Below are 19,331 nucleotides of genomic sequence, written 5' to 3' on the forward strand. Positions count from 1 at the left end.
TGCATGATGTCAGACAAGACGACCGACAAGGCCCGCCTCATCCAGCCCGAAATCGACGCGCTCGACGCCCGGACCTTGCCCCTGCCAGAGGCGGAACCCGTGGACAGGGGCACGCTTGACCCCGCCACCGCGGAAAAGATCCGCGCCCGCATGGCCGAGATCGACCTGGGCAACAGCGGCACCGTCCTGTCCTTTGGCGCAGGCGCCCAGCGGGAATTGCAGGAAATCAGCCAATCCATGCTGGCGGATGTCCGCAACAAGGATACCGGCCCGGCAGGCGAATCGCTGCGCGAGATCGTAACCACGATCCGCGGGTTTTCCGTCTCGGAACTCGACCTGCGGCGCGATCCCAGCTGGTGGGAAAGGCTGACAGGGCGCGCCGCACCGATGGCCAAGTTCGCCGCGCGGTATGAGACCGTGCAGACCCAGATCGACCGGATCACCGACAGCCTGCTTGGGCATGAACATCGCCTGCTCAAGGATATCCGCGCCCTTGACCTTCTTTATGAACGCACGCTGGCCTTTTACCGGGAACTCGCGCTCTACATCGCCGCCGGCGAGGAGAAACTGCGTGAACTCGATGAGGTCACGATCCCCGAGGCTGAGCGCGCCGTCGCGGCGGCAGGCCCCGATGCGCAGGTGATCCGCGCCCAGGAACTGCGCGACCTGCGCGCGCTGCGCGATGATCTGGAACGGCGCGTGCATGACCTCCGCCTGACGCGGCAGGTGACGATGCAATCGCTTCCATCGATCCGGCTGGTGCAGGAAAACGACAAGTCGCTGGTGTCGCGGATCAACTCGACGCTGGTCAACACCGTGCCCCTTTGGGAAACGCAGCTTGCGCAGGCGGTGACGATCCAGCGCTCTCGCGAGGCGGCCGAGGTCGTCCGCGATGCAACCGACCTGACAAACGACCTGCTGCGCGCCAATGCCGAAAACCTGCGCCAGGCAAACCAGACCGTCCGCACCGAGATGGAGCGGGGCGTCTTCGACATCGACGCGGTGCGTCAGGCGAATGAGACCCTGATCGCCACGATCGAGGACAGCCTGCGCATCGCCGATGAAGGCAAGGCCCGCCGGGCCGCCGCCGAGCAGGAGCTCCTGCAGCTTGAGGCGCGCCTGCGCGACACCCTTGCCGCGTCCCGCGCCACCCCTGTGCGGGAGGGCTGATGCTCATGGCCCCGGCGCTGCCGTCACGACCCCTGCGTATCCTTGCCCCGCTGGTGCTGCTGCTTCTGGCGGCCTGCGCCGTGCCCGAACCTGAACCGCCGCCCCCGCCCGCCACCGCGCCGAAGCCCCGGCCCGAACGCCCCGCCGACCCGGCGCCCTCCACCGCGAGCGAGGAGATGCGCGCGTTTTACGCCCAGGCCCAGGCGCGGCTTTTGTCGCAGGGCCTCATGCGGCAGGATGGCGGCGGGCCGGACACGCCCTTCAACGAACGGCAACTGGTGGACAATTTCGTCCGCATCGCCCTTTACGACGAATATACACGGCGCGACGGGCGGTTGGTGGCGCAGGCCGCCCCGTCCCGGCTGCGGCGCTGGGAACAGCCCATCGCGATGCAGGTGGTCTTTGGCGACACGATCCCGGCGGCGCAACGGCAGGTCGATGCGGCGAATGTCGCGACCTATGCGGCGCGGCTCTCGGCCCTGACCGGTGTGCCGATCCGTCAGACCGAGACAGAGGCGAATTTCCACGTCCTCATCCTGAACGAGGATGAGCGGCGCGATTTCCGGCCCCGTCTCCTGGAACTCGTGCCCGAGCTTGACGAACTGACCGTTCGCGCGGTGACGGGCCTGCCGCGCCAGACCTTCTGCGTCGTCTTCGCCTTTTCGCGCGGGCGGTCCAGCACCTATGCCCATGCCATCGCGGTTGTCCGGGGCGAGCATCCGGATCTCTTGCGCCTGTCCTGCATCCACGAGGAACTGGCACAGGGCATGGGGCTTGCCAATGACAGCCCGATGGCGCGGCCCTCGATCTTCAACGACGATGAGGAATTCGCCCTTCTGACGCGCCATGACGAATTGCTGCTTCAGATGCTTTACGATCCGCGCCTGCGCCCCGGCATGACCGAGGCCGAGGCGCGGCCGATCCTGCGGGTGATCGCGCGCGAGTTGATCGGCGGAGAGAGCTGATGCGCGCCCTCGTGCAGCGGGTGCGCCATGCATGCGTCAGTGTCGATGACGCCGTCGTCGGGGAAATCGGGCCCGGCCTTCTGATCCTTGTCTGCGCGATGGCGGGCGATCAGGAGGATGACGCCGCCCATCTTGCGGCCCGCATCGCGCGGCTGCGCATCTTTCGCGACGACGCGGGCAAGATGAACCGGTCACTGACCGACATGCAGGGCGCGGCGCTGGTCGTCAGCCAGTTCACCCTTGCCGCCGATACCTCTCGCGGAAACCGCCCCGGTTTTTCCGCCGCTGCACCACCCGAGATGGGGCGGCATCTCTATGAGGTGTTCTTGACCCGCCTCGCCGCATTGGGCATTCCGGTTCAGAATGGCATCTTCGGTGCCGACATGGCGGTGAGCCTTCTGAACGACGGCCCTGTCACGATCTGGCTGGACACGCGCGCTTGAGGCCCGCCGTCTGCGGTCGAATGTCGACGTAGCGTCGGCCGATGGCCAGGGACGGGCACGGGCACGGGCACGGGCACGGGGAAGCCTGGAAGAAACACGAGCCCTGCAAGGTTACTTCAGGCCGCCCGGTTGAGGTCGTCGGCGAGCCCTCACCGAGGGCTGGCCCGCCCCCCTCTCGGGAAGGTGCCGAGCCGTAGTGGCGGATGTCACGACAGCGCCTTCTCCGCCGCAGCGCGGGCCTGGGATGTCACAATAGATGTGCCGGGTTGCAAACGGCCCGCCGATGACTTGCACCGGCCGGCCGCTCTCTCGTTACCTCACGCCTTGGGGCGACGCGGCGGCGTGAAACGCTTGCTCGTGTCGGCCGCGCGGTTCTTCGGGGCCGGGGCCGCGCCCGCCTTGGACCGGGGCGTGAACTTGCCACCCTCACCCTTGGTGCCCGCAGGTTTCGGCCCGGGCTTTGATCCCGAACGGGAGGGCGAGGACTTGCCACCGTAGGACTTGGTCGCGGCAGGCTTGCCCGATCCATATTTTGTCTTGGCCGCCGGGGCGCCCTCTTCGCGGGTGGCGCGCGGTGCTTTGGCCGGGGCCGCGCGCTCGGGCTCCGGATCGCGGCGGGGGCGGGTGTCATGATCCGTGCGCGGGCCGTCGTCGTTGCGGCGCGCGGCGCGGGGGACGTACTTCTTCCGCTCGTCCCCGTCACGGCTTCGGGGCGCACGCGCGGGCGGCGGCCCCATGTCGGGCGCGGCGGCCATCGGCGTCACGGTCACGCCCTCTTCCAGCTTGCGATCGGGGCCGAGCGCCTTCCAGAACCCGTCCGCCGCATGTCCGGCGATCTGCACCCAGGTTTCCGCGCCCTGCACCCGGATCGCGCCGATATCGTCGCGGCTGATCCGCCCGATCCGGCAGAGCATCGGCAAGAGCCAGCGTGGCTCAGCATTCTCGCGCCGCCCGACCGACAGCGACACCCAGACGCTTTCACCGAATTCCGCCCGGCGGGGCGATGCATCGGCGGCGCCGATTTCCTCGGGCGCCGACTGGTTGGCCCGCACCAGCCGAAGAAAGCCCGCCGCCATCCGCTCTGGCCCATGCTGCGCCAAAAGCGCCGCGACCATCTCGGTTTCATCCTCGGCGATATCGTCGGCAAGGATCGGGTGGTCGATCAGGCGCGCATTGTCGCGCGCGATCACCTCATCGGCCGAGGGCGGCGGCGCCCATTCGGCCGTGACCTTTGCCCATTGCAGCAGGCGTTCCGCCTTGCGCCGGTCCGAGGGCGTCGCGATGATCGTGCTGACGCCCTTGTTCCCCGCCCGACCGGTCCGGCCCGACCGGTGCAGCAGCACATCGGCGTTCTGCGGCAGGTCTGCATGGATCACCAGTTCGAGCCCCGGCAGGTCGATGCCGCGCGCGGCAACGTCAGTCGCGATACAGACGCGCGCCCGTCCGTCGCGCATCGCCTGCAGGGCATGGCTGCGCTCCGACTGGCTGAGCTCACCGGAAAGCGCCACGACCGAAAAGCCACGATTGTGCAGCCGCGCGGTCAGGTGGTTCACGCCCGAGCGGGTGGCGCAGAAGACGATGGCGTTGCGCGCCTCATGAAAGCGCAGCACATTGATGATCGCGTTTTCGCGGTCCTTCTGCGACACGATATGCGCCCGATAGGCGATGTCCACATGCTGCTTGCGCTCCGCCTGCGTGGTGATGCGCACGGCGTCGCGCTGATAGCTTTTGGCAAGTTCGGCGATGCTTTTCGGCACGGTCGCGGAAAAGAGAAGCGTGCGGCGCTCGGTCGGCGCCTCGGACAGGATGAACTCCAGATCCTCGCGGAAACCGAGGTCGAGCATCTCGTCCGCCTCATCCAGCACCGCCGCCCGCAGCGCCGAGATATCGAGCGACCCGCGCTCGATATGGTCGCGCAGGCGACCGGGGGTGCCCACGACGATATGCGCGCCCCGTTCCAGCGCCCGGCGTTCGGTGCGGTAATCCATGCCGCCAACGCAGGTCGCCACATGGGCGCCCGTGCCGGCATAAAGCCAGCCCAGTTCCCGGCTGACCTGCAGCGCAAGTTCGCGCGTGGGGGCGATGATCAGCGCAAGGGGGGCCGCGGCGAACGGCAAGGCGCCGTTTTCGGTCAAAAGCGTCGGCGCAATGGCAAGGCCGAAGGCCACCGTCTTGCCCGACCCCGTCTGCGCCGAAACCAGCGCATCGGCGCCGCCCAGTTCGCTTTCCAGAACCGCGCGCTGCACGGGGGTCAGTTCGGTATAACCGCGCTCGGTCAAAGCGGCGGCAAGGGCCTCGGGGAGGCCATCGAAATCAGTCATGTCCCATCTTTCGGGTTGGGGCCGCCGCTGGCATCAGGGCCGCGGCGCGCGTCAAAATTTCCGCGCCTCAGGCCCTGCTTCTCCCCGTCCCTCCTGTCTGCCCGGGGGCAGATCGGGCAAGTCGTAACCCATCGCGCCCGGCCCCTATACCCTGCTTTGCCGCAAAAGCCCATGGCTATCTTGCGGGGATCGTCGGGGATGCCTAGGCTCCGCCCCGATCAGCAGCCGGAGCCCCCATGACCGACCTCATTTCCGCCCGCCTCGACCTTGCGCGCCGCATTGCCGCCGAGGCAGGGCAACGCGCGCTTTCCTTCTTCCGGAACCGCGAGGCGCTGGTGATCGAGACCAAGGCGAGCCCGCAGGACATCGTCAGCCGCGCCGACCGTGAGGTCGAGGACATGATCCGCGCCCGCATCGGCGCGAGCTTTCCCCAGGATGCGATCCTGGGCGAGGAAGCCGGCGCGTCCGCAGGTAGCAGCGGCTTTACCTGGGTGATCGACCCGATCGACGGCACCAGCCCCTTTCTGGCCGGTCTGCCCCACTGGTGCGTGGCCATCGCGGTGGTGCACGAGGCAGAAACCGTGGCGGGCGTGATCGACGTGCCCATGGCAGGCGAGCAGTTTCACAGCCTGCGCGGCGGCGGCGCCTGGGTGAACGAGACGCGGCTGTCCGTGCGGGCCGATGCGACGGTCCGGAACAGCATGGTCGCCATCGGCGCGAGCCATCGGACAGACCCCGCCCACATCACCGGCATCATTCAGCGCCTGATGGCGGCGGGCGGCATATTCTATCGCAACGGATCGGGGGCCTTGATGCTGGCAAGCGTCGCGGCGGGCCGGCTGGGCGGCTATTATGAGCCGCATATGCACCCGTGGGACTGCCTTGCCGCGCTTCTGATGATCGAAGAGGCGGGCGGGCGCGCCCTGCCCCTGCCCGGCCCCCTGGCAGATGGTGGCAAGATCCTGGGCACGGCGCCCGGCCTTTGGGAGGAGTTGCGCGAACTGACCGGAGGCGGGGCCGGCTGACCGGCGACCGCCCACGCGTCCCGGGGGCCGCGGTCAGAATTCCAGCGGGCGGTCGCCGTCCTGATCCTTGATCCGGCTGGGCAGGCCCATCCGGTTCAAGAGGCCAAGGAAAGGCTGCGGCGGCAGTTCCTCGACATTGACCATGGTGCCCACGTCCCACTCACCGCTCGCGATCAGCATCGCGGCAGCGACGGGCGGCACGCCGGCCGTATAGGAAATGCCCTGGCTGCCGACCTCTTCATAGGCTTCCTTGTGATCGGCGACGTTGTAGATGAACACCTCGCGCGGTTGCCCGTCCCTGGTGCCCTTGACGAAATCGCCGATGCAGGTCTTGCCGGTATAATTGGGCGCAAGCGAGGCCGGATCGGGCAGGACCGCCTTGACGACCTTGAGCGGGACGACCTCCTGCCCCTCGGCGGTCGTCACCGGCTGTTCGGACAACAGCCCGAGGTTCTTCAGCACGGTGAAGACGTTGATGTAGTGATCGCCGAATCCCATCCAGAACCGCACATCGGCATCGGGATAGTTGGCGGCCAGCGAATGAACCTCATCATGGCCGGTCATGTAGGCCTTTTGCTTGCCGACGACGGGCAGGTCCCATTCCTTGCCCACCTCGAACATCCTGTTCGACCGCCAGCCGCCGTTCTGCCAGCTGTAGACGGTGCCGGTGAATTCGCGGAAATTGATCTCGGGGTCGAAATTCGTGGCGAAATACTTGCCGTGCGATCCGGCGTTGATGTCGACGATGTCGATGCTTTCGACGGTGTCGAGATATTCGTCCGCCGCAAGCCTGGCATAAGCGTTGACCACGCCCGGGTCGAAGCCCGCACCAAGAATCGCAGTCACGCCGGCCTCGCGGCAGCGATCACGGCGCTTCCATTCGTAGTTGCCATACCAGGGCGGCGTCTCGCAGATCTTGGCCGGGTCCTCGTGGATCGCCGTGTCGATATATGCGGCGCCGGTCTCGATGCAGGCCTCCAGCACCGTCATGTTCACAAAGGCTGACCCGACGTTGATCACGATCTGGCTGCCCGTCTCCCGGATCAGGGCCGCAACCGCCGCGCTGTCCATCGCATCGAGCGCATGGGCGCGCAGCACGCCGTCGGTCTTCATCGCGCCCTTTTCATGCACGCTTTCAATGATCGCCTCGGCCTTCGCCACGGTGCGCGAGGCGATATGGATATCCCCCAGCAGGTCGTTGTTCTGCGCTGCCTTATGCGCCACGACCTGAGCCACGCCACCGGCGCCGATGATAAGAACGTTGCGTTTCACGAGGGGGTCCTCCTCTGAAAGGTGACGAATGTTCAGGACAGCGCCGCGGCGAAGTCCTCATAGCCGAAATCGCGGACGAGGGTCTGGCTGCCATCGGACTCGCGGATGACGATCGCGGGCATCTTGACGCCGTTGAACCAGTTCTTCTTGACCATCGTGTAGCCGGCCGCATCCTGAACCGAGATGCGGTCACCGACCTTCAGCGGCCCGGGAAAGGCGAATTCGCCGAACACATCCCCGGCAAGACAGGACTTGCCGCAGATCATGTAGCGATGCGCCCCCTCGTTCGGCGCAATCCGCGCCTCTTGCCGGTAGATCAGCAGGTCGAGCATATGCGCCTCGATCGAGCTGTCGACGATGGCAAGATCCTTGCCGTTGTTCAGAAGGTCCAGAACCGTCACCTCGAGCGTGGCGGTGCGGGTGATCGCGGCCTCGCCGGGTTCCAGATAGACCTGCACGCCGAACCGGTCGGCAAAGGCCCGTAGCCGCGCCGCAAGGCGTTCGAGCGGATACCCCTCGCCGGTGAAATGGATGCCGCCGCCAAGGCTGACCCATTCGACCCGGCCGAGAAGACCGCCGAAGGTTTCCTCGATCTGGCCCAGCATCCGGTCAAAAAGGTCGAAGTCGTCGTTTTCGCAATTGTAGTGGATCATGAAGCCCGAGATGCGGTCCATCACGGTCTCGATCCGCGCGACATCCCATTCCCCGAGCCGGCTGAAGGGCCGCGCCGGGTCGGCAAGGTCGAAACCGGAAAAGCTGACCCGGGGGTTCAGCCGCAGGCCGCGCGTGATGCCCGCCGCCTTGTCGCCGAACCGTTCAAGCTGGCTGATCGAGTTGAAGATGATCTTGTCCGCGTGGCCGATCACCTCGTCGATCTCATGATCCGCGTAGGCGACCGAATAGGCGTGCGTCTCGCCGCCGAACTTTTCCCGCCCCAGCCGCACCTCGTAAAGCGACGACGACGTCGTGCCGTCCATATACTGGCGCATCGTGTCAAAGACCGACCATGTGGCAAAGCACTTGAGCGCCAGAAGCGCGCGCGCCCCCGAAAGCTCGCGCAGCAGGGCCACCTTTTCCATGTTGCGGATCAGGGCGGCGCGGTCGATCTGGTAATACGGTGTCTGGATCATGGCGGCCCCCGGCGGTTTACAAACTTCGAAAGGGGCCGCAGACCTGCGCCCCATCCATGCGCCCTGTGCTATATGAACCCCCGCCCCCCGTTTCAACCCCGGTTTGGTGACGGACAGATGACAATGGGGCACCCGGACCCGGCCAATACGCCCATGATTGCGGATTTCGCGACCTGCGGGTTCCGAGGCTGATTGCCCCTGCAAGCCGTCCTGGCGCCAGACGGCGGATACGTTCACACCCGCGCCCGCGAGGATCAGACGACGCGAGTTTCGAGGTCGCCTATGCCGTCCATGTGGGCGCACAAGACATCGGCGCGTTCGATGGCTCCGACACCCGAAGGCGTGCCGGAGAAGATCAGGCCGCCAGCCGCAAGCGTGAACAGCCCCGAAAGATACGCGGCGGTCTCTGGCGTTTAGATCATCTGGTTCAGGTCCCCGGTCTGGCGCCGCGTCTCAGGGACGTCACACCGGGAAAGCGGGATCGCAGATGCTGCGGAAGCGGCTGAAACGCCTGACGTAGGATATTTCGTCGGTTTGACCTTTCGGACTGATCCTCGATTTCCCGGTTCGATGCCGTCCAACCCACAAAGGTGAAGTGGGATTATTTTCGTCATTCCCGCCCGGAACGGATGGATGGGCCGCGCCATCCGGCGCCCGCTATCCGAAACGTGGTGTCAGGTCGTGGGCAATCTCGGGTATCTGGCTCATGACACGCTGCGTTTCCGGGATTGCCTGCTTTCGTGGCCGCGCACGCTCCGGGAAGACAGATGCCGGCGCGGTCTGGCCGCACACGCGCGAGATCCGTCGCCGCTATCTCCCGATGCCGAATTGCTGGCGATAGGCGGCGGGGGACATCCCGGAAAGCTTGTGGAACAGCTTGCGGAACGCCGCCGGATCGGAATAGCCGACATCCCATGCGATACGGTCCACCGAGTCCAGTGTCCGTTCCAGCGACTCGCGGGCCTTTGCGACCCTCACCTGCTGAAGATATTCGACCGGGGTAAAGCCGGTAGCGGCGCTGAAACGGCGCAGGAAGGTGCGCGCTGTCATTCCCATCATCTCCGGAAGGTCGCCCACGCCCTGCATTTTGGCGGCATGGGCGTGGATATGATACTGGGCCTTGCGGATCACATCATCGCCGTGGTCGAAGCGCGGCACGAACTGGGCAAACGGGCGCTGGCTCTGACGCGGCGGCTCGACCAGCAGAAAGCGCGCCGTGGCCAACATCGCTGCCGGGCCGAGCAGCCGGCCGACCAGCGTCAGGCCAAGATCGGTCCAGGCAAGAATGCCCCCGGCGGTCATGATGTCGCCTTCATCCAGGACCATATGTTCCTCGGCCAGCTTTACCTTGGGAAAGCGCGCTGCCAGCTGCCGGGCAAAGGCCCAATGTGTCGTCATGCGGCGTCCGTCGGTGAGGCCGGTCTCGGCGAGAACGAACGCGCCGGCGCAGACGGAACAGAGCATCGCCCCCGCGCTGTGCTGATCCCGCAGCCAAGCCGCCGCGGTCGGCGCGGGTTCCATATGCTCGGGCAAGATGATGCTGGGCGGTGCAATGACATGCGTCAGCCGTTGCTCCGTCCCGGGATGGCTGTCCCAGACACAGCGGACACCTTCATCCGTGGCCTCCCAGTGCGAGACCCGGATCGCCGCACGGCCTTCATTCCCCCAGCCGCTCGCAATCCGAAAAAGGTCCGTCAGGCCATAGATGGCCGCCAGCTGACATGAGGGATAGATCAGGAGGCCGATATGGGCGACCAGATCCGAGCCTTGGCCGTTTGTCCGTTCCGCCCCGCTTGTTGTCGTTTCCGCCACTCCCCTCGCTCCTCTTCCTTCCTTATCTTGGCCATATCGAACGAAGGATAGGCCGATGAACCCAAACCTTACCCGACGAACTCTGATGACCACCGGGGCCGCTTCGGCTGCCCTTCTGATCCTGACGCGCAACTCTGCTGCTCAACCTGAAGGAGACATTATCATGTCAACGATCACGACCCAGGACGGCACCAACCTTTTCTACAAGGACTGGGGCCCCCGCGATGCACAACCTATCGTCTTTCACCACGGCTGGCCCTTGTCCAGCGACGATTGGGACAACCAGATGCTCTGGTTCCTTGAGCAAGGCTATCGGGTCATCGCCCATGACCGCCGTGGCCACGGCCGGTCGGACCAGACCGATACCGGCAACGATATGGACACCTATGCGCAGGACGTGGTAGAACTCGCCCGAGCCCTCGACCTGAAGAACGCGGTGCACATCGGCCACTCGACCGGCGGCGGAGAGGTAGCCCGCTACGCAGCCCGCGCCGAAGCCGGGCGGATCGCCAAGGCCGTTCTGATCGGTGCCGTGCCGCCGGTGATGGTGGCGAGCGAGGCAAACCCGGATGGCATTCCGCTGGAGGTTTTCGATGGCTTCCGCGCTGCCCTGGTGGCGAACCGGGCGCAGTTCTTCCTCGACGTGCCCTCCGGCCCGTTCTTCGGCTTTAACCGCGATGGCGCCGAGGTCAGCCAGGGCCAGATCCAGAACTGGTGGCGTCAAGGCATGATGGGCGGCGCGAAGGCGCAATACGACAGCATCAAGGCGTTTTCGGAAACCAACTTCACAGAGGATCTGAAGGCGTTGACAATTCCCGTCCTGCTGCTGCATGGCGAGGACGACCAGATCGTTCCCATCGAGAACTCGGCCCACAAGGCCATCGGGCTTCTGCAAAACGGCCGGCTGATCACCTACCCGGGTCTGTCCCACGCGCCGTTTGCCACCCACCCCGAGCTGGTGAACGCCGACCTGCTGGCCTTTGTGCAGGAATGACCCGCAGCGGGCGGATGACGGGCAGGCCCGTCCTCCGCGCCGCGCCGCCCCGGTCCACGCCGGGGCGGCCCCTCCTAGCGGGTGCCCCCGACAGCCAGGGGCCGGTCCCGTAACCGGGGCAGATCGCCCGCCAGTTCGACCATCCCCTCTTTCGGCCAACGGACCAGAATGACCGCCGGATTGCGCAGCCCCGCAACGGCGGCGTCGGCGGCCATCCGGCCGAGTGTGCTGCGCAGAATGCGCTCGCCTGCGCTTCCCGCCTGCTGAACGAACTCGACCTCGCAATGCCGGGGGGCGCCGGCGGCGATCAGTTCGGCCTCGACCTCGGCCAGCCGGTGCATCGCCATATAGAGCGCCAGGGTCGTTCCCGGTGCGAAAGCCGCGCCAAGATCCGCCCTGTCGCCCGGTTTGCAGGTCGCCGTCGCCACGACCAGCCGTTCGGTCGCCTGCCTCTCTGTCAAAGCGCGCGTGAGGCTGGCAGCCGCAGCACTTGCGGCGGTGATGCCCGGAACAAGCTCTACCGCGATGCCCGCCGCACGCGCGGCCTCGATTTCCTCACAGGCGCGGCCAAAGACCGAGGGGTCGCCCGATTTCAGCCGGACCACGCGCAGGCCCCGCCACGCCGCCGCGACGATGGTTGCGTTGATCTGGTCCTGCGGCCAGGAATGGGCGCCCACCTCCTTGCCGACGAAGACGCGATCCGCATCCCGCCGCGCGAGGTCCAGCACCTCCGGATCGACCAGCCGGTCATAAAAGATGACATCCGCCTGTTGCAGGCGCTGCATTGCGCGCAAGGTCAGAAGATCGCGCGCGCCGGGGCCCGCGCCCACAAGGGCGATCCAGCCGCCGTCGCGGTCGGGCGCACCCCCGGACAAGGCCGCATCCCGCAGGGTTATCGCCGCGCCGGCCCCATCGCCTTTGGCCTGCAGATGGCGAGGACGGCCGGCAAAGGCCCATTCCCAGAAGGCCCGGCGCCGGTGTTTTGGCACATGATCCTCGACCATGCCGCGCATCCGCCCCGCAAGCGCCGCAAGGCGCCCCAGCCCGGGTTCGAGGGTCGCCTCGATCCCCGCGCGGATCTGGCGGGCGAGGACGGGCGCGGTTCCTTCCGTTCCGATTGCCACCACCACCGGGTCGCGATCCACGATGCAGGGGGTGTAGGCGTCGCAAAGGTCAGGCCGGTCAACGACATTGACGGGAACCCCGACACGCCGCGCAAGCTGCGCCAGTTCGACATCCGTCGCATCGTCGCCCGTCGCCACAAAGAGCAACGCGGCACCGGCCAGGTCCCGCGCGTCCGGCCAGCGGGGATGATGCACGGCGTCGCCCGCCGCGACCAGCACCGCAAGTTCGGGGACAAGCGGATCGGGTGTGCAGATCAGGATCGCCGCCTCGGTCCGCCGGATCAGGCGGATCTTGCGCGCGATCTCTTCCGATCCGCCGGCAAAGACGACGCGGCGGCCGTCCATCCGCAGGAACATGGGGAACGTTTTCATTGCCTTCCTCCCCCTTCAGGCCGCCTTGCGGGCGACAAGCCCGGTCGCATCCATCAGGATGCGCCCATTCTCCAGCCGCAGCGCATGGGTGCGCACCGCGCCTTCATCGGCCCCCTGCGCCTGCCCGGTATTCAGATCGAAAACCCAGTTGTGCAGCGGGCATGTCACGCGATCGCCATGAACGATGCCCTCGGACAGGGGACCACCCTTGTGCGGGCAGCGGTCATCCAGCGCAAAGATCCGGTCATCGGCGGTACGGAAGACGGCGACGCAGCCCTGCGCCGTCTTCACCAGCCTTGCGCCCTGCGCGGGGATATCCTCCAGCGCGCCGATATCGATGAACAGGCTCATTCCGCGGCCTCCAGCGTCAGATCGGCAAGGGGATGCCATTTCGGGGTTTCAGAGGGGGTGGAAAGTTCGGCCCAGGGGTCACGGCGGTAGACCGACTGGCTGAGCTCGAACCGGTCGACCAGCGCCTTGCGGTTGGCAAGATCGTCCACGACCTGCGCCTTGACCCAGTCGAGCCCGACCTTGGCCACCCATTTGTAGGGCCGGTCAAGGTATTTGGCGTGTTCGCGGTAAAGCTGGATGAAGGCCGTGGTGATCTCGACCGCCTCATCCTCGGACGGGGTCGAGGCGAGATGCTCGGTCTCCTTGACCTCCATTCCCGCCGCGCCTGCAACCGAGACGTTGAAGCCGCTGTCGACGCAGACGATGCCCACATCCTTGCAGGTCGCCTCGGCGCAGTTCCTGGGACAACCCGAAACGCCCAGCTTTACCTTGTGCGGCGTCCATGACCCCCAGAGGAGCTTTTCAAGACGGATGCCGAGGCCGGTGGAATCCTGCGTGCCAAAGCGGCAGAATTCGGACCCGACGCAGGTCTTTACCGTCCGCAGCCCCTTGGAATAGGCGTGACCCGAAACCAGACCTGCCGCATTCAGATCGGCCCACATCGCGGGCAGGTCCTCTTTCCTGACGCCCAGCAGGTCGATGCGCTGCCCGCCGGTCACCTTGACCATCGGCACGTTGTATTTGTCGGCGGCATCCGCGATGGCGCGCAATTCGCCGGGGGTGGTGACGCCGCCCCACATACGTGGCACGACCGAATAGGTCCCGTCCTTCTGAATATTGGCGTGGTTGCGCTCGTTCACGAAACGGCTCTGGCGATCGTCGGTATAATCCAGCGGCCATTCGGCGATCAGATAGTAATTCAGCGCGGGGCGGCAGGAATGGCACCCGCCGGAGGTCTTCCACCCCAGTTCCTGCATGATCGCCGGGATGGATTTCAGGCCCATCGACCGGATCAGGCGGCGGACGTCCTCATGGCTGTGATCGGTGCATTTGCACATCGTCTGGGGTGCTGCTGCTGCGGCGCCGTCGCCCAGTGTCAGGGCCATGACCTTTTCCACCAGCCCCGTGCATGTCCCGCAGGACGCGCTTGCCTTGGTCTGTGCACGCACAAGGTCGAGCGTATCCGCCCCACCCTGAACCGCCTGAAGGATGCTGCCCTTGCAAACGCCGTTGCAGCCGCAGATCTCGGCCGTGTCGGGAAGCGCGGCCACGGCGGCCAACGGATCCGCCCTGCCCTCGCCCGCCGGGCCGAAGATCAGCGTATCCCGGATGGCCGAGATATCGGTGCGATCCTTGATCATGCCAAAAAACCAGTTGCCGTCGCCGGTGTCGCCATACATCACCGCGCCGACGAGACGGTTTTCCTCCAGCACCAGCCGCTTGTAGACACCGCGGCCCGGATCGCGGAACACGATATCCTCGCGCCCCGGCTTGTCGGCAAAATCGCCCGCGCTGAACAGATCGCAACCCGTCACCTTGAGCTTGGTCGCGGTCTGGACGGGGCGAAAGGCAGCGTCCTCTCCCAGAAGGGTGCGCGCCAGCACGCGGGCCTGATCGTAAAGCGGCGCGACAAGTCCGAAAAGCTGGCCGTCATGTTCGACGCATTCGCCGAGCGCATGGATCGACGGGTCGGACGTGACCATCGCATCGGACACGACGATGCCGCGACCGACCTCCAGCTGCGCATCGGTGGCCAGCCGTGTTTCGGGCCGGATGCCCACCGCCATGCAAACGAGATCCGCGGGACAGGTCGTACCGTCTTCCAGCAGCACCGCCTCGGCGCGACCGTTGCCGATGATCGCCTTGGTCGCGCCCCTGCAATGCACCCTGATGCCGCGCCGTTCCAGTTCCCGCTGCAACAGATATCCCGCCGAGGGGTCCAGCTGACGCTCCATCAGGTGGTCCATCAGGTGGATGACCGTGACCTCCATCCCGAGCGAGCGAAGACCTGCGGCGGCCTCCAGCCCCAGAAGTCCGCCGCCGATCACCACGGCATTGCCGCCGCTGGCCGCAGCCGCCGTCATGGCATTCGTGTCGTCCAGGTCGCGGAAGGTCACGACACCCGGCAGGTCGCGCCCGGGCACGGGCAGGATGAACGGCGAGGACCCGGTGGCGATGACCAGCCGGTCATAGGGCGCGCCGCCATGTTGCGAATAGACGACCTTTCTGTCGCGGTCGATCCGCACGACGCTTTCGCCGAACCGGCAGTCGATACCGCGGCGGGCATACCAGTCGTCATCATGGGTGACGATCTGGTCATAGGTCTTTTCGCCCGACAGCACCGGCGACAGCATCAGCCGGTTGTAGTTGCCGCGCGGCTCGGCGTTGAAAAGCGTGATCCTGAACGCGCCGGGGGCGTCATCCGTCAGATGTTCGAGCAACCGGCCCGAGGCCATGCCGGCCCCGATCACCACAAGGTTCTGGGTCATTTTGCCTGCCTTAGGTGGTCCGCCAGGGGCGGAGGGATGAAATGGGAAAAAGCCGACGACGGCTGGCGCGGTGCCATGCTGTCGAGCGGCTTTGCTCTTTCGTGTCTGGGGAACCCCGGCGATGGGTCGTGCCAGTTCGCGGAACATCGTTGTTCGGCGATCTCGGTCCATCTGGCCGAAATTCCGCCACAGGGTCAACCGGTGGCGCCGCACATCTTGCCGCACCACGGCGCAGAACGACGGCGCAGACGGAATTTTGCCTGATTTCCGGGCGATCAGTCGCCGCTGGGATGAAAAACCGCGCCGTCGAAAAACGGATCGGGCAGAAGAATCACCTTTCCGGCCGCGGCCGGGTGGAGCCCCTGTTCGGTCACCGCCCCTTCGAGCCGGGAGGATGCCGCAGGCAGGTCTGCCCCCGCCGGACCGAGGTAATTGCGGTAAAGGTCGCTGCGGAACACGGCCCGCGCGGCGACACGCGCCGCCACCACGTCCAGCCCATGCCGGGCCGCCAGCCGTTCGCCGATCCATTCCGCCTGACTGCGCCAGGGAAAGGTGGCGGTGCCGTCAAAGAACTCGACGATCCGGTCCGCATCGCGCTCGTCCCCGTCCGGATTGATGACGACGCGGTTGGTCAGGATGCGCTCGATGATCTCGGCCGCGACATCGAGGTAATGCGGCCGCGCCATGATCTCGGACGCGGTAAGCCGGTTTTCCCACTGCGCCATCCAGCGACAGGCCCGCCAGACCGCGCGCATCAGCCGCCCCGTCAGGTCGGAGTCCGCCGTGACCTGATCGTGGCGCATGGCCAGCACCTTGTCTGGCGCGGCACGCCAGATCGCCGGGCCGGGCAGCAGCAGCTCCGCCACCCCGCGCTCGACCGCGACCGAACCCCATGGTTCCCCGACGGTGAACATGTCGACCTCGCCGGCCGCAATGGCATCCGCCATCAGGGGCGGCGGCACGGTCTGAACCGTGATATCCTCGCCCAGCCAACGATAGAGCAGTTCCGCATGCATCGAGAAGGGAAACGGAATTCCGATCCGGGGTGCCAGCCCCGTCGCGCGCAGCGCCCTTGCTGCCGCCGTCGCATCCCTAAAATCAAAGACATAGCCTGTGTCGCGCAGGGCCGCCGCCAGAGGGCGCGACACCGCAAAGGCCTCGCCTCCCAGCGAGGTGACCATCAGCGCGTCGATCCGCCCGGGCAACCCGCCCAGTCCCAATGCGCTGGCCACAGGCACGGGCGACAGCATCGAGGCCGCATCCACCTGCCCGAAAACCAGAAGGTCCCGAAGGCCGGACCAACTGGGCGCCCGGATCAGGGACAGGTCGAGCCCCTCTTCCTCGGCAAAGCCGATCTCGCGGGCGACGATCAGCGGTGCCGCATCAACCAGCGGCAGAAAGCCCGCGCGGATGGCCCTGCGGCTCATTTCAACAACTCCGCCGCGGTGATGACCGCCTGCGCGATCTCGACCAGCTTGCGCTTCTGGTCCATCGCGCTCCGGCGCAACAGGGCATAGGCCTCATCCTCGGTGATACCCTTGGTCTTCATCACGATGCCCTTGGCGCGGTCGATCACCTTGCGTTCCTCAAGCGCGGCGCGGGTTGCGGCCAGTTCCGCGCGCATCCGGTGGAACATGTGAAACCGCGCAATGGCCGCATCGAGGATGGGGGTGATCCGCTCGGCTCGCAGGTCGCCCACGACATAGGCCGAAACGCCGGCCTCGATCGCCGCGCGGGTCAGGCCCCTGTCCGAACGGTCGACGAACATCGCCACGGGCCGCTCCATCGCCGAGGTCGCGAGGCTCAACTCCTCCAGCACATCGCGCGAGGGGTTCTCGATGTCGATCAGCACGAGATCAGGGGCAATTTCCGCAATCCGACGGGCAAGGCCGCGATCTGTGTCGATCACCGTCAGGTCATAATCGCCCTCTGCCGCCAGCGCCTCGGTGATAAGCGCGGCGCGTTCGGGGATCTTCTCGATCAGGACAATGGAGAGGCGCGGCATGGGGGCCTTGATCTGCGTTCGGGGACAACATCCCCATTCAGGGCATGGATCGCCCGTCGCCTGCAAGCCGCCCGAGCATCGCAATCCGATGCTGCACGCCAAGGTGCCATTCACGCGCCCGGACTGCGCAATATCTGTGCGCATCTGAAATCCGCGCCCCTGCTTGCGGCCCGTGCGCGCGAAAAGGTTGCGGGCGCCACAACCCGGGCGTCAGCCTGATATCAGGATGGTCCGGCGATTCGACCAGCCTCCGGTCGCAACGGCGCGGCCACATCCCCCAGATAGCCGCAAGGCATCCCAGCAATGGTGCTGTGTGACCCAGGACGCGTTCGTCAGGCCTCACAGTCTGCGCCTGCGATCCCCGGTTCACCAGCCAGATCCAGCCGCGCTAGCCGCGCCAGAAACAGGGAAACCAACCGATGTCCTATGTTGCCCCAAGCGATTTCGTGAAGAAGATGATCGACGCAGGCGAGTCCAAGGTGAAGATGAACACCCCCGACACGCTTATCCGCTCCTATATGGCCGGCGCCATCCTTGCCATCGCCGCAGCCTTCGCCGTGACGATAACCGTCCAGACCGGGAACCCGCTGGTCGGGGCGATGCTGTTCCCGGTCGGCTTCTGTCTGCTTTACCTGATGGGGTTCGACCTGCTCACAGGGGTCTTCACCCTTGCGCCGCTGGCCTGGCTGGATCGCAGGCCGGGCGTCACGATCAACGGCATCCTGCGCAACTGGGGTCTTGTCTTCGTCGGCAATTTCGCCGGGGCGCTGACCGTCGCGCTCTTCATGGCGATCATCTTTACCTTCGGCTTCAGCGAGGCGCCGAACGCGGTCGGCCAGCAGATCGGCCATATCGGTGAGGGGCGGACCCTCGGCTATGCCGAACACGGCGCTGCCGGGATGCTGACGCTCTTTGTCCGGGGGGTGATGTGCAACTGGATGGTGTCGACCGGCGTCGTGGCTGCAATGATGTCGACCTCGACCACAGGCAAGGTCCTGGGCATGTGGATGCCGATCATGGTGTTCTTTTACATGGGTTTTGAACATTCGGTCGTGAACATGTTCCTCTTCCCCTCGGGCATCCTGCTGGGCGGCGAGTTTTCGTTCATGGACTACATGATCTGGAACGAGATCCCGACAGTGATCGGCAACCTTGTCGGCGGGCTGATCTTTGTGGGGCTGGCCCTTTATTCGACGCACCACAAGCGCCCGGAGGAACAGGGCAACGTGGCCGCCGTCCCGGCCGAGTAATCCGCAGATCGAACCGGGTCGGTTTCAAGCCGACCCGGGAGCGCGCGGCTTTTCAGCGGGCACACGCAGCTTGCATTGCAAGTAAGCCAGCTGAAGGGGTTCAGAATTGTCGCCTATCATGCCCCGGCGCCGTGGTTCGCCCAGTGCCTGGTCACGATCAACCTTGATGAGGAGGACGACAGTGGCGCGCCGGCGGTACCCGACATCAGCCCGACCGCAGCCGGATCCGCGGAGCGCTTGTGTTTTCCTGGCGTAAAGAGGGGAAACGCCGCCAGCGCGGTGGGGCGTTGCAGTCCGGATCGACAGCGCCCCATTCAGGACGGTCCATCTTGGTCGCGCCTGTCACGTCGGCGGCAAGGCGGGTATTGATCAGGATGTCGGCCAGATCCTCAAAGCCGTTGTCGCGGGTCAGCCCGTTGCGGCCCGGCGCCAGCGCCAGCCATTCACCGCTGCCATCATCGACCACCGCCGATTGATCGCGACGTTTATCGTGCTCCGCCGACTACTTCGCGATATGCTGATCGATGATTGCCTCGGCCATGCTTAGGCTCCAGACTCATTGATTTTCAAAGCCAGAAGATGACGGTTGCGGCGAGAGCGACGGCGGAGAGGAAGGTCGTGGCGCATCTGTCATAGCGTGTGGCGATACGGCGCCAGTCCTTCAGCCT

At 66.0% G+C, this 19,331-nt stretch carries 17 protein-coding genes and 2 pseudogenes; 7 read left to right on the plus strand and 12 right to left on the minus strand.

Annotated features, from left to right (window positions below; genetic code table 11):
• The first annotated feature begins 6 nt into the window (after positions 1 to 6).
• The 3 genes from ACFSGJ_RS17025 to dtd are packed head-to-tail and all read left to right on the plus strand — an operon-like array spanning position 7 to position 2,578.
• Positions 7 to 1,170 (plus strand): toxic anion resistance protein, encoded by a 1,164-nt coding sequence (locus ACFSGJ_RS17025; RefSeq protein WP_390264608.1) that lies wholly within the window; start codon positions 7 to 9, stop codon positions 1,168 to 1,170.
• Positions 1,171 to 1,175: 5 nt separating this feature from the next.
• Positions 1,176 to 2,135, plus strand: a complete 960-nt coding sequence (locus ACFSGJ_RS17030; protein ID WP_390264655.1) for a DUF2927 domain-containing protein — start codon at positions 1,176 to 1,178, stop codon at positions 2,133 to 2,135.
• Positions 2,135 to 2,578, plus strand: coding sequence for a D-aminoacyl-tRNA deacylase (gene dtd, locus ACFSGJ_RS17035; protein WP_390264610.1), 444 nt, complete (start codon positions 2,135 to 2,137; stop codon positions 2,576 to 2,578). The genes ACFSGJ_RS17030 and dtd overlap by 1 nt, the downstream gene beginning before the upstream one ends.
• A 317-nt stretch (positions 2,579 to 2,895) precedes the next feature.
• On the opposite strand, the gene ACFSGJ_RS17040 is transcribed toward dtd, so the two are convergent.
• The gene (locus ACFSGJ_RS17040; protein ID WP_390264613.1) at positions 2,896 to 4,899 is read right to left on the minus strand and encodes a DEAD/DEAH box helicase; all 2,004 of its coding nucleotides are present in this window, start codon (positions 4,897 to 4,899) and stop codon (positions 2,896 to 2,898) included.
• 236 nt (positions 4,900 to 5,135) lie between these two features.
• On the opposite strand from ACFSGJ_RS17040, the gene ACFSGJ_RS17045 reads away from it, so the two are divergent.
• Positions 5,136 to 5,924, plus strand: a complete 789-nt coding sequence (locus tag ACFSGJ_RS17045) for an inositol monophosphatase family protein (RefSeq protein WP_390264616.1) — start codon at positions 5,136 to 5,138, stop codon at positions 5,922 to 5,924.
• Positions 5,925 to 5,957: 33 nt separating this feature from the next.
• Here the strand turns inward: ACFSGJ_RS17045 and ACFSGJ_RS17050 are convergent, their stop codons facing one another.
• The 4 genes and pseudogenes from ACFSGJ_RS17050 to ACFSGJ_RS17065 form a co-directional block, all read right to left on the minus strand.
• On the minus strand, positions 5,958 to 7,196 hold the full coding sequence (locus tag ACFSGJ_RS17050) for a saccharopine dehydrogenase family protein (protein WP_390264619.1): 1,239 nt from the start codon (positions 7,194 to 7,196) through the stop codon (positions 5,958 to 5,960).
• Between the two features lie 32 nt (positions 7,197 to 7,228).
• A complete protein-coding gene (gene nspC, locus ACFSGJ_RS17055; protein WP_390264622.1) occupies positions 7,229 to 8,326 on the minus strand; it encodes a carboxynorspermidine decarboxylase in 1,098 nt (365 codons plus the stop codon).
• 254 nt (positions 8,327 to 8,580) lie between these two features.
• Positions 8,581 to 8,724, minus strand: a pseudogene (locus ACFSGJ_RS17060) (fumarylacetoacetate hydrolase family protein); the annotation flags it as partial.
• Between the two features lie 412 nt (positions 8,725 to 9,136).
• The gene (locus ACFSGJ_RS17065; protein ID WP_390264625.1) at positions 9,137 to 10,138 is read right to left on the minus strand and encodes a GlxA family transcriptional regulator; all 1,002 of its coding nucleotides are present in this window, start codon (positions 10,136 to 10,138) and stop codon (positions 9,137 to 9,139) included.
• Between the two features lie 163 nt (positions 10,139 to 10,301).
• Here ACFSGJ_RS17065 and ACFSGJ_RS17070 point away from each other — a divergent pair, with 163 nt between their 5' ends.
• Complete coding sequence (locus ACFSGJ_RS17070; RefSeq protein WP_390264627.1) at positions 10,302 to 11,132, plus strand: alpha/beta fold hydrolase; 831 nt, start codon at positions 10,302 to 10,304, stop codon at positions 11,130 to 11,132.
• Positions 11,133 to 11,206: 74 nt separating this feature from the next.
• Here the strand turns inward: ACFSGJ_RS17070 and cysG are convergent, their stop codons facing one another.
• Genes cysG through nirB form a run of 3 tightly spaced genes read right to left on the minus strand, consistent with a single transcriptional unit; the run spans position 11,207 to position 15,408 of the window.
• Complete coding sequence (gene cysG / locus ACFSGJ_RS17075) at positions 11,207 to 12,628, minus strand: siroheme synthase CysG (RefSeq protein WP_390264629.1); 1,422 nt, start codon at positions 12,626 to 12,628, stop codon at positions 11,207 to 11,209.
• A gap of 15 nt (positions 12,629 to 12,643) precedes the next feature.
• On the minus strand, positions 12,644 to 12,979 hold the full coding sequence (gene nirD / locus ACFSGJ_RS17080) for a nitrite reductase small subunit NirD (protein ID WP_390264632.1): 336 nt from the start codon (positions 12,977 to 12,979) through the stop codon (positions 12,644 to 12,646).
• Positions 12,976 to 15,408, minus strand: coding sequence for a nitrite reductase large subunit NirB (nirB, locus tag ACFSGJ_RS17085; RefSeq protein ID WP_390264634.1), 2,433 nt, complete (start codon positions 15,406 to 15,408; stop codon positions 12,976 to 12,978). Before nirB ends, nirD begins: the two co-directional genes overlap by 4 nt.
• A 36-nt stretch (positions 15,409 to 15,444) precedes the next feature.
• Between nirB and ACFSGJ_RS17090 the strand changes: the two genes are divergently transcribed.
• On the plus strand, positions 15,445 to 15,672 hold the full coding sequence (locus ACFSGJ_RS17090; RefSeq protein WP_390264637.1) for a hypothetical protein: 228 nt from the start codon (positions 15,445 to 15,447) through the stop codon (positions 15,670 to 15,672).
• Positions 15,673 to 15,683: 11 nt separating this feature from the next.
• On the opposite strand, the gene ACFSGJ_RS17095 is transcribed toward ACFSGJ_RS17090, so the two are convergent.
• The gene (locus tag ACFSGJ_RS17095; protein ID WP_390264640.1) at positions 15,684 to 16,835 is read right to left on the minus strand and encodes an ABC transporter substrate-binding protein; all 1,152 of its coding nucleotides are present in this window, start codon (positions 16,833 to 16,835) and stop codon (positions 15,684 to 15,686) included.
• Positions 16,832 to 17,413, minus strand: a complete 582-nt coding sequence (locus ACFSGJ_RS17100; RefSeq protein WP_390264643.1) for an ANTAR domain-containing response regulator — start codon at positions 17,411 to 17,413, stop codon at positions 16,832 to 16,834. The genes ACFSGJ_RS17095 and ACFSGJ_RS17100 overlap by 4 nt, the downstream gene beginning before the upstream one ends.
• A gap of 419 nt (positions 17,414 to 17,832) precedes the next feature.
• On the opposite strand from ACFSGJ_RS17100, the gene ACFSGJ_RS17105 reads away from it, so the two are divergent.
• Positions 17,833 to 18,663, plus strand: a complete 831-nt coding sequence (locus ACFSGJ_RS17105) for a formate/nitrite transporter family protein (protein ID WP_390264646.1) — start codon at positions 17,833 to 17,835, stop codon at positions 18,661 to 18,663.
• Positions 18,664 to 18,868: 205 nt separating this feature from the next.
• Here ACFSGJ_RS17105 and ACFSGJ_RS17110 read toward each other — a convergent pair whose 3' ends face one another.
• Both ACFSGJ_RS17110 and ACFSGJ_RS17115 read right to left on the minus strand, forming a co-directional pair.
• Positions 18,869 to 19,129 carry an alkaline phosphatase PhoX gene (locus ACFSGJ_RS17110; RefSeq protein ID WP_390264649.1) on the minus strand — a complete coding sequence of 87 codons (261 nt, stop codon included), beginning with the start codon at positions 19,127 to 19,129 and terminating at the stop codon, positions 18,869 to 18,871.
• Positions 19,130 to 19,229: 100 nt separating this feature from the next.
• Positions 19,230 to 19,331 (minus strand): annotated as a pseudogene (locus ACFSGJ_RS17115) (IS5/IS1182 family transposase); the annotation flags it as partial.

It is taken from the genome of Halodurantibacterium flavum, assembly GCF_042681825.1.
Lineage (GTDB): Bacteria > Pseudomonadota > Alphaproteobacteria > Rhodobacterales > Rhodobacteraceae > Halodurantibacterium > Halodurantibacterium flavum.

What these genes read in the sequence shown, in the direction of transcription:
- ACFSGJ_RS17070 (WP_390264627.1), top strand. Translation starts at nt 10,302, where the DNA reads ATGTCAACGATCACGACCCAGGACGGCACCAACCTTTTCTACAAGGAC.
- ACFSGJ_RS17105 (WP_390264646.1), top strand. Translation starts at nt 17,833, where the DNA reads ATGTCCTATGTTGCCCCAAGCGATTTCGTGAAGAAGATGATCGACGCA.
- ACFSGJ_RS17090 (WP_390264637.1), top strand. Translation starts at nt 15,445, where the DNA reads ATGAAATGGGAAAAAGCCGACGACGGCTGGCGCGGTGCCATGCTGTCG.
- ACFSGJ_RS17045 (WP_390264616.1), top strand. Translation starts at nt 5,136, where the DNA reads ATGACCGACCTCATTTCCGCCCGCCTCGACCTTGCGCGCCGCATTGCC.
- nirB (WP_390264634.1), bottom strand. Translation starts at nt 15,408, where the DNA reads ATGACCCAGAACCTTGTGGTGATCGGGGCCGGCATGGCCTCGGGCCGG.
- nirD (WP_390264632.1), bottom strand. Translation starts at nt 12,979, where the DNA reads ATGAGCCTGTTCATCGATATCGGCGCGCTGGAGGATATCCCCGCGCAG.
- dtd (WP_390264610.1), top strand. Translation starts at nt 2,135, where the DNA reads ATGCGCGCCCTCGTGCAGCGGGTGCGCCATGCATGCGTCAGTGTCGAT.
- ACFSGJ_RS17030 (WP_390264655.1), top strand. Translation starts at nt 1,176, where the DNA reads ATGGCCCCGGCGCTGCCGTCACGACCCCTGCGTATCCTTGCCCCGCTG.
- cysG (WP_390264629.1), bottom strand. Translation starts at nt 12,628, where the DNA reads ATGAAAACGTTCCCCATGTTCCTGCGGATGGACGGCCGCCGCGTCGTC.
- ACFSGJ_RS17095 (WP_390264640.1), bottom strand. Translation starts at nt 16,835, where the DNA reads ATGAGCCGCAGGGCCATCCGCGCGGGCTTTCTGCCGCTGGTTGATGCG.
- nspC (WP_390264622.1), bottom strand. Translation starts at nt 8,326, where the DNA reads ATGATCCAGACACCGTATTACCAGATCGACCGCGCCGCCCTGATCCGC.
- ACFSGJ_RS17100 (WP_390264643.1), bottom strand. Translation starts at nt 17,413, where the DNA reads ATGCCGCGCCTCTCCATTGTCCTGATCGAGAAGATCCCCGAACGCGCC.
- ACFSGJ_RS17025 (WP_390264608.1), top strand. Translation starts at nt 7, where the DNA reads ATGTCAGACAAGACGACCGACAAGGCCCGCCTCATCCAGCCCGAAATC.
- ACFSGJ_RS17040 (WP_390264613.1), bottom strand. Translation starts at nt 4,899, where the DNA reads ATGACTGATTTCGATGGCCTCCCCGAGGCCCTTGCCGCCGCTTTGACC.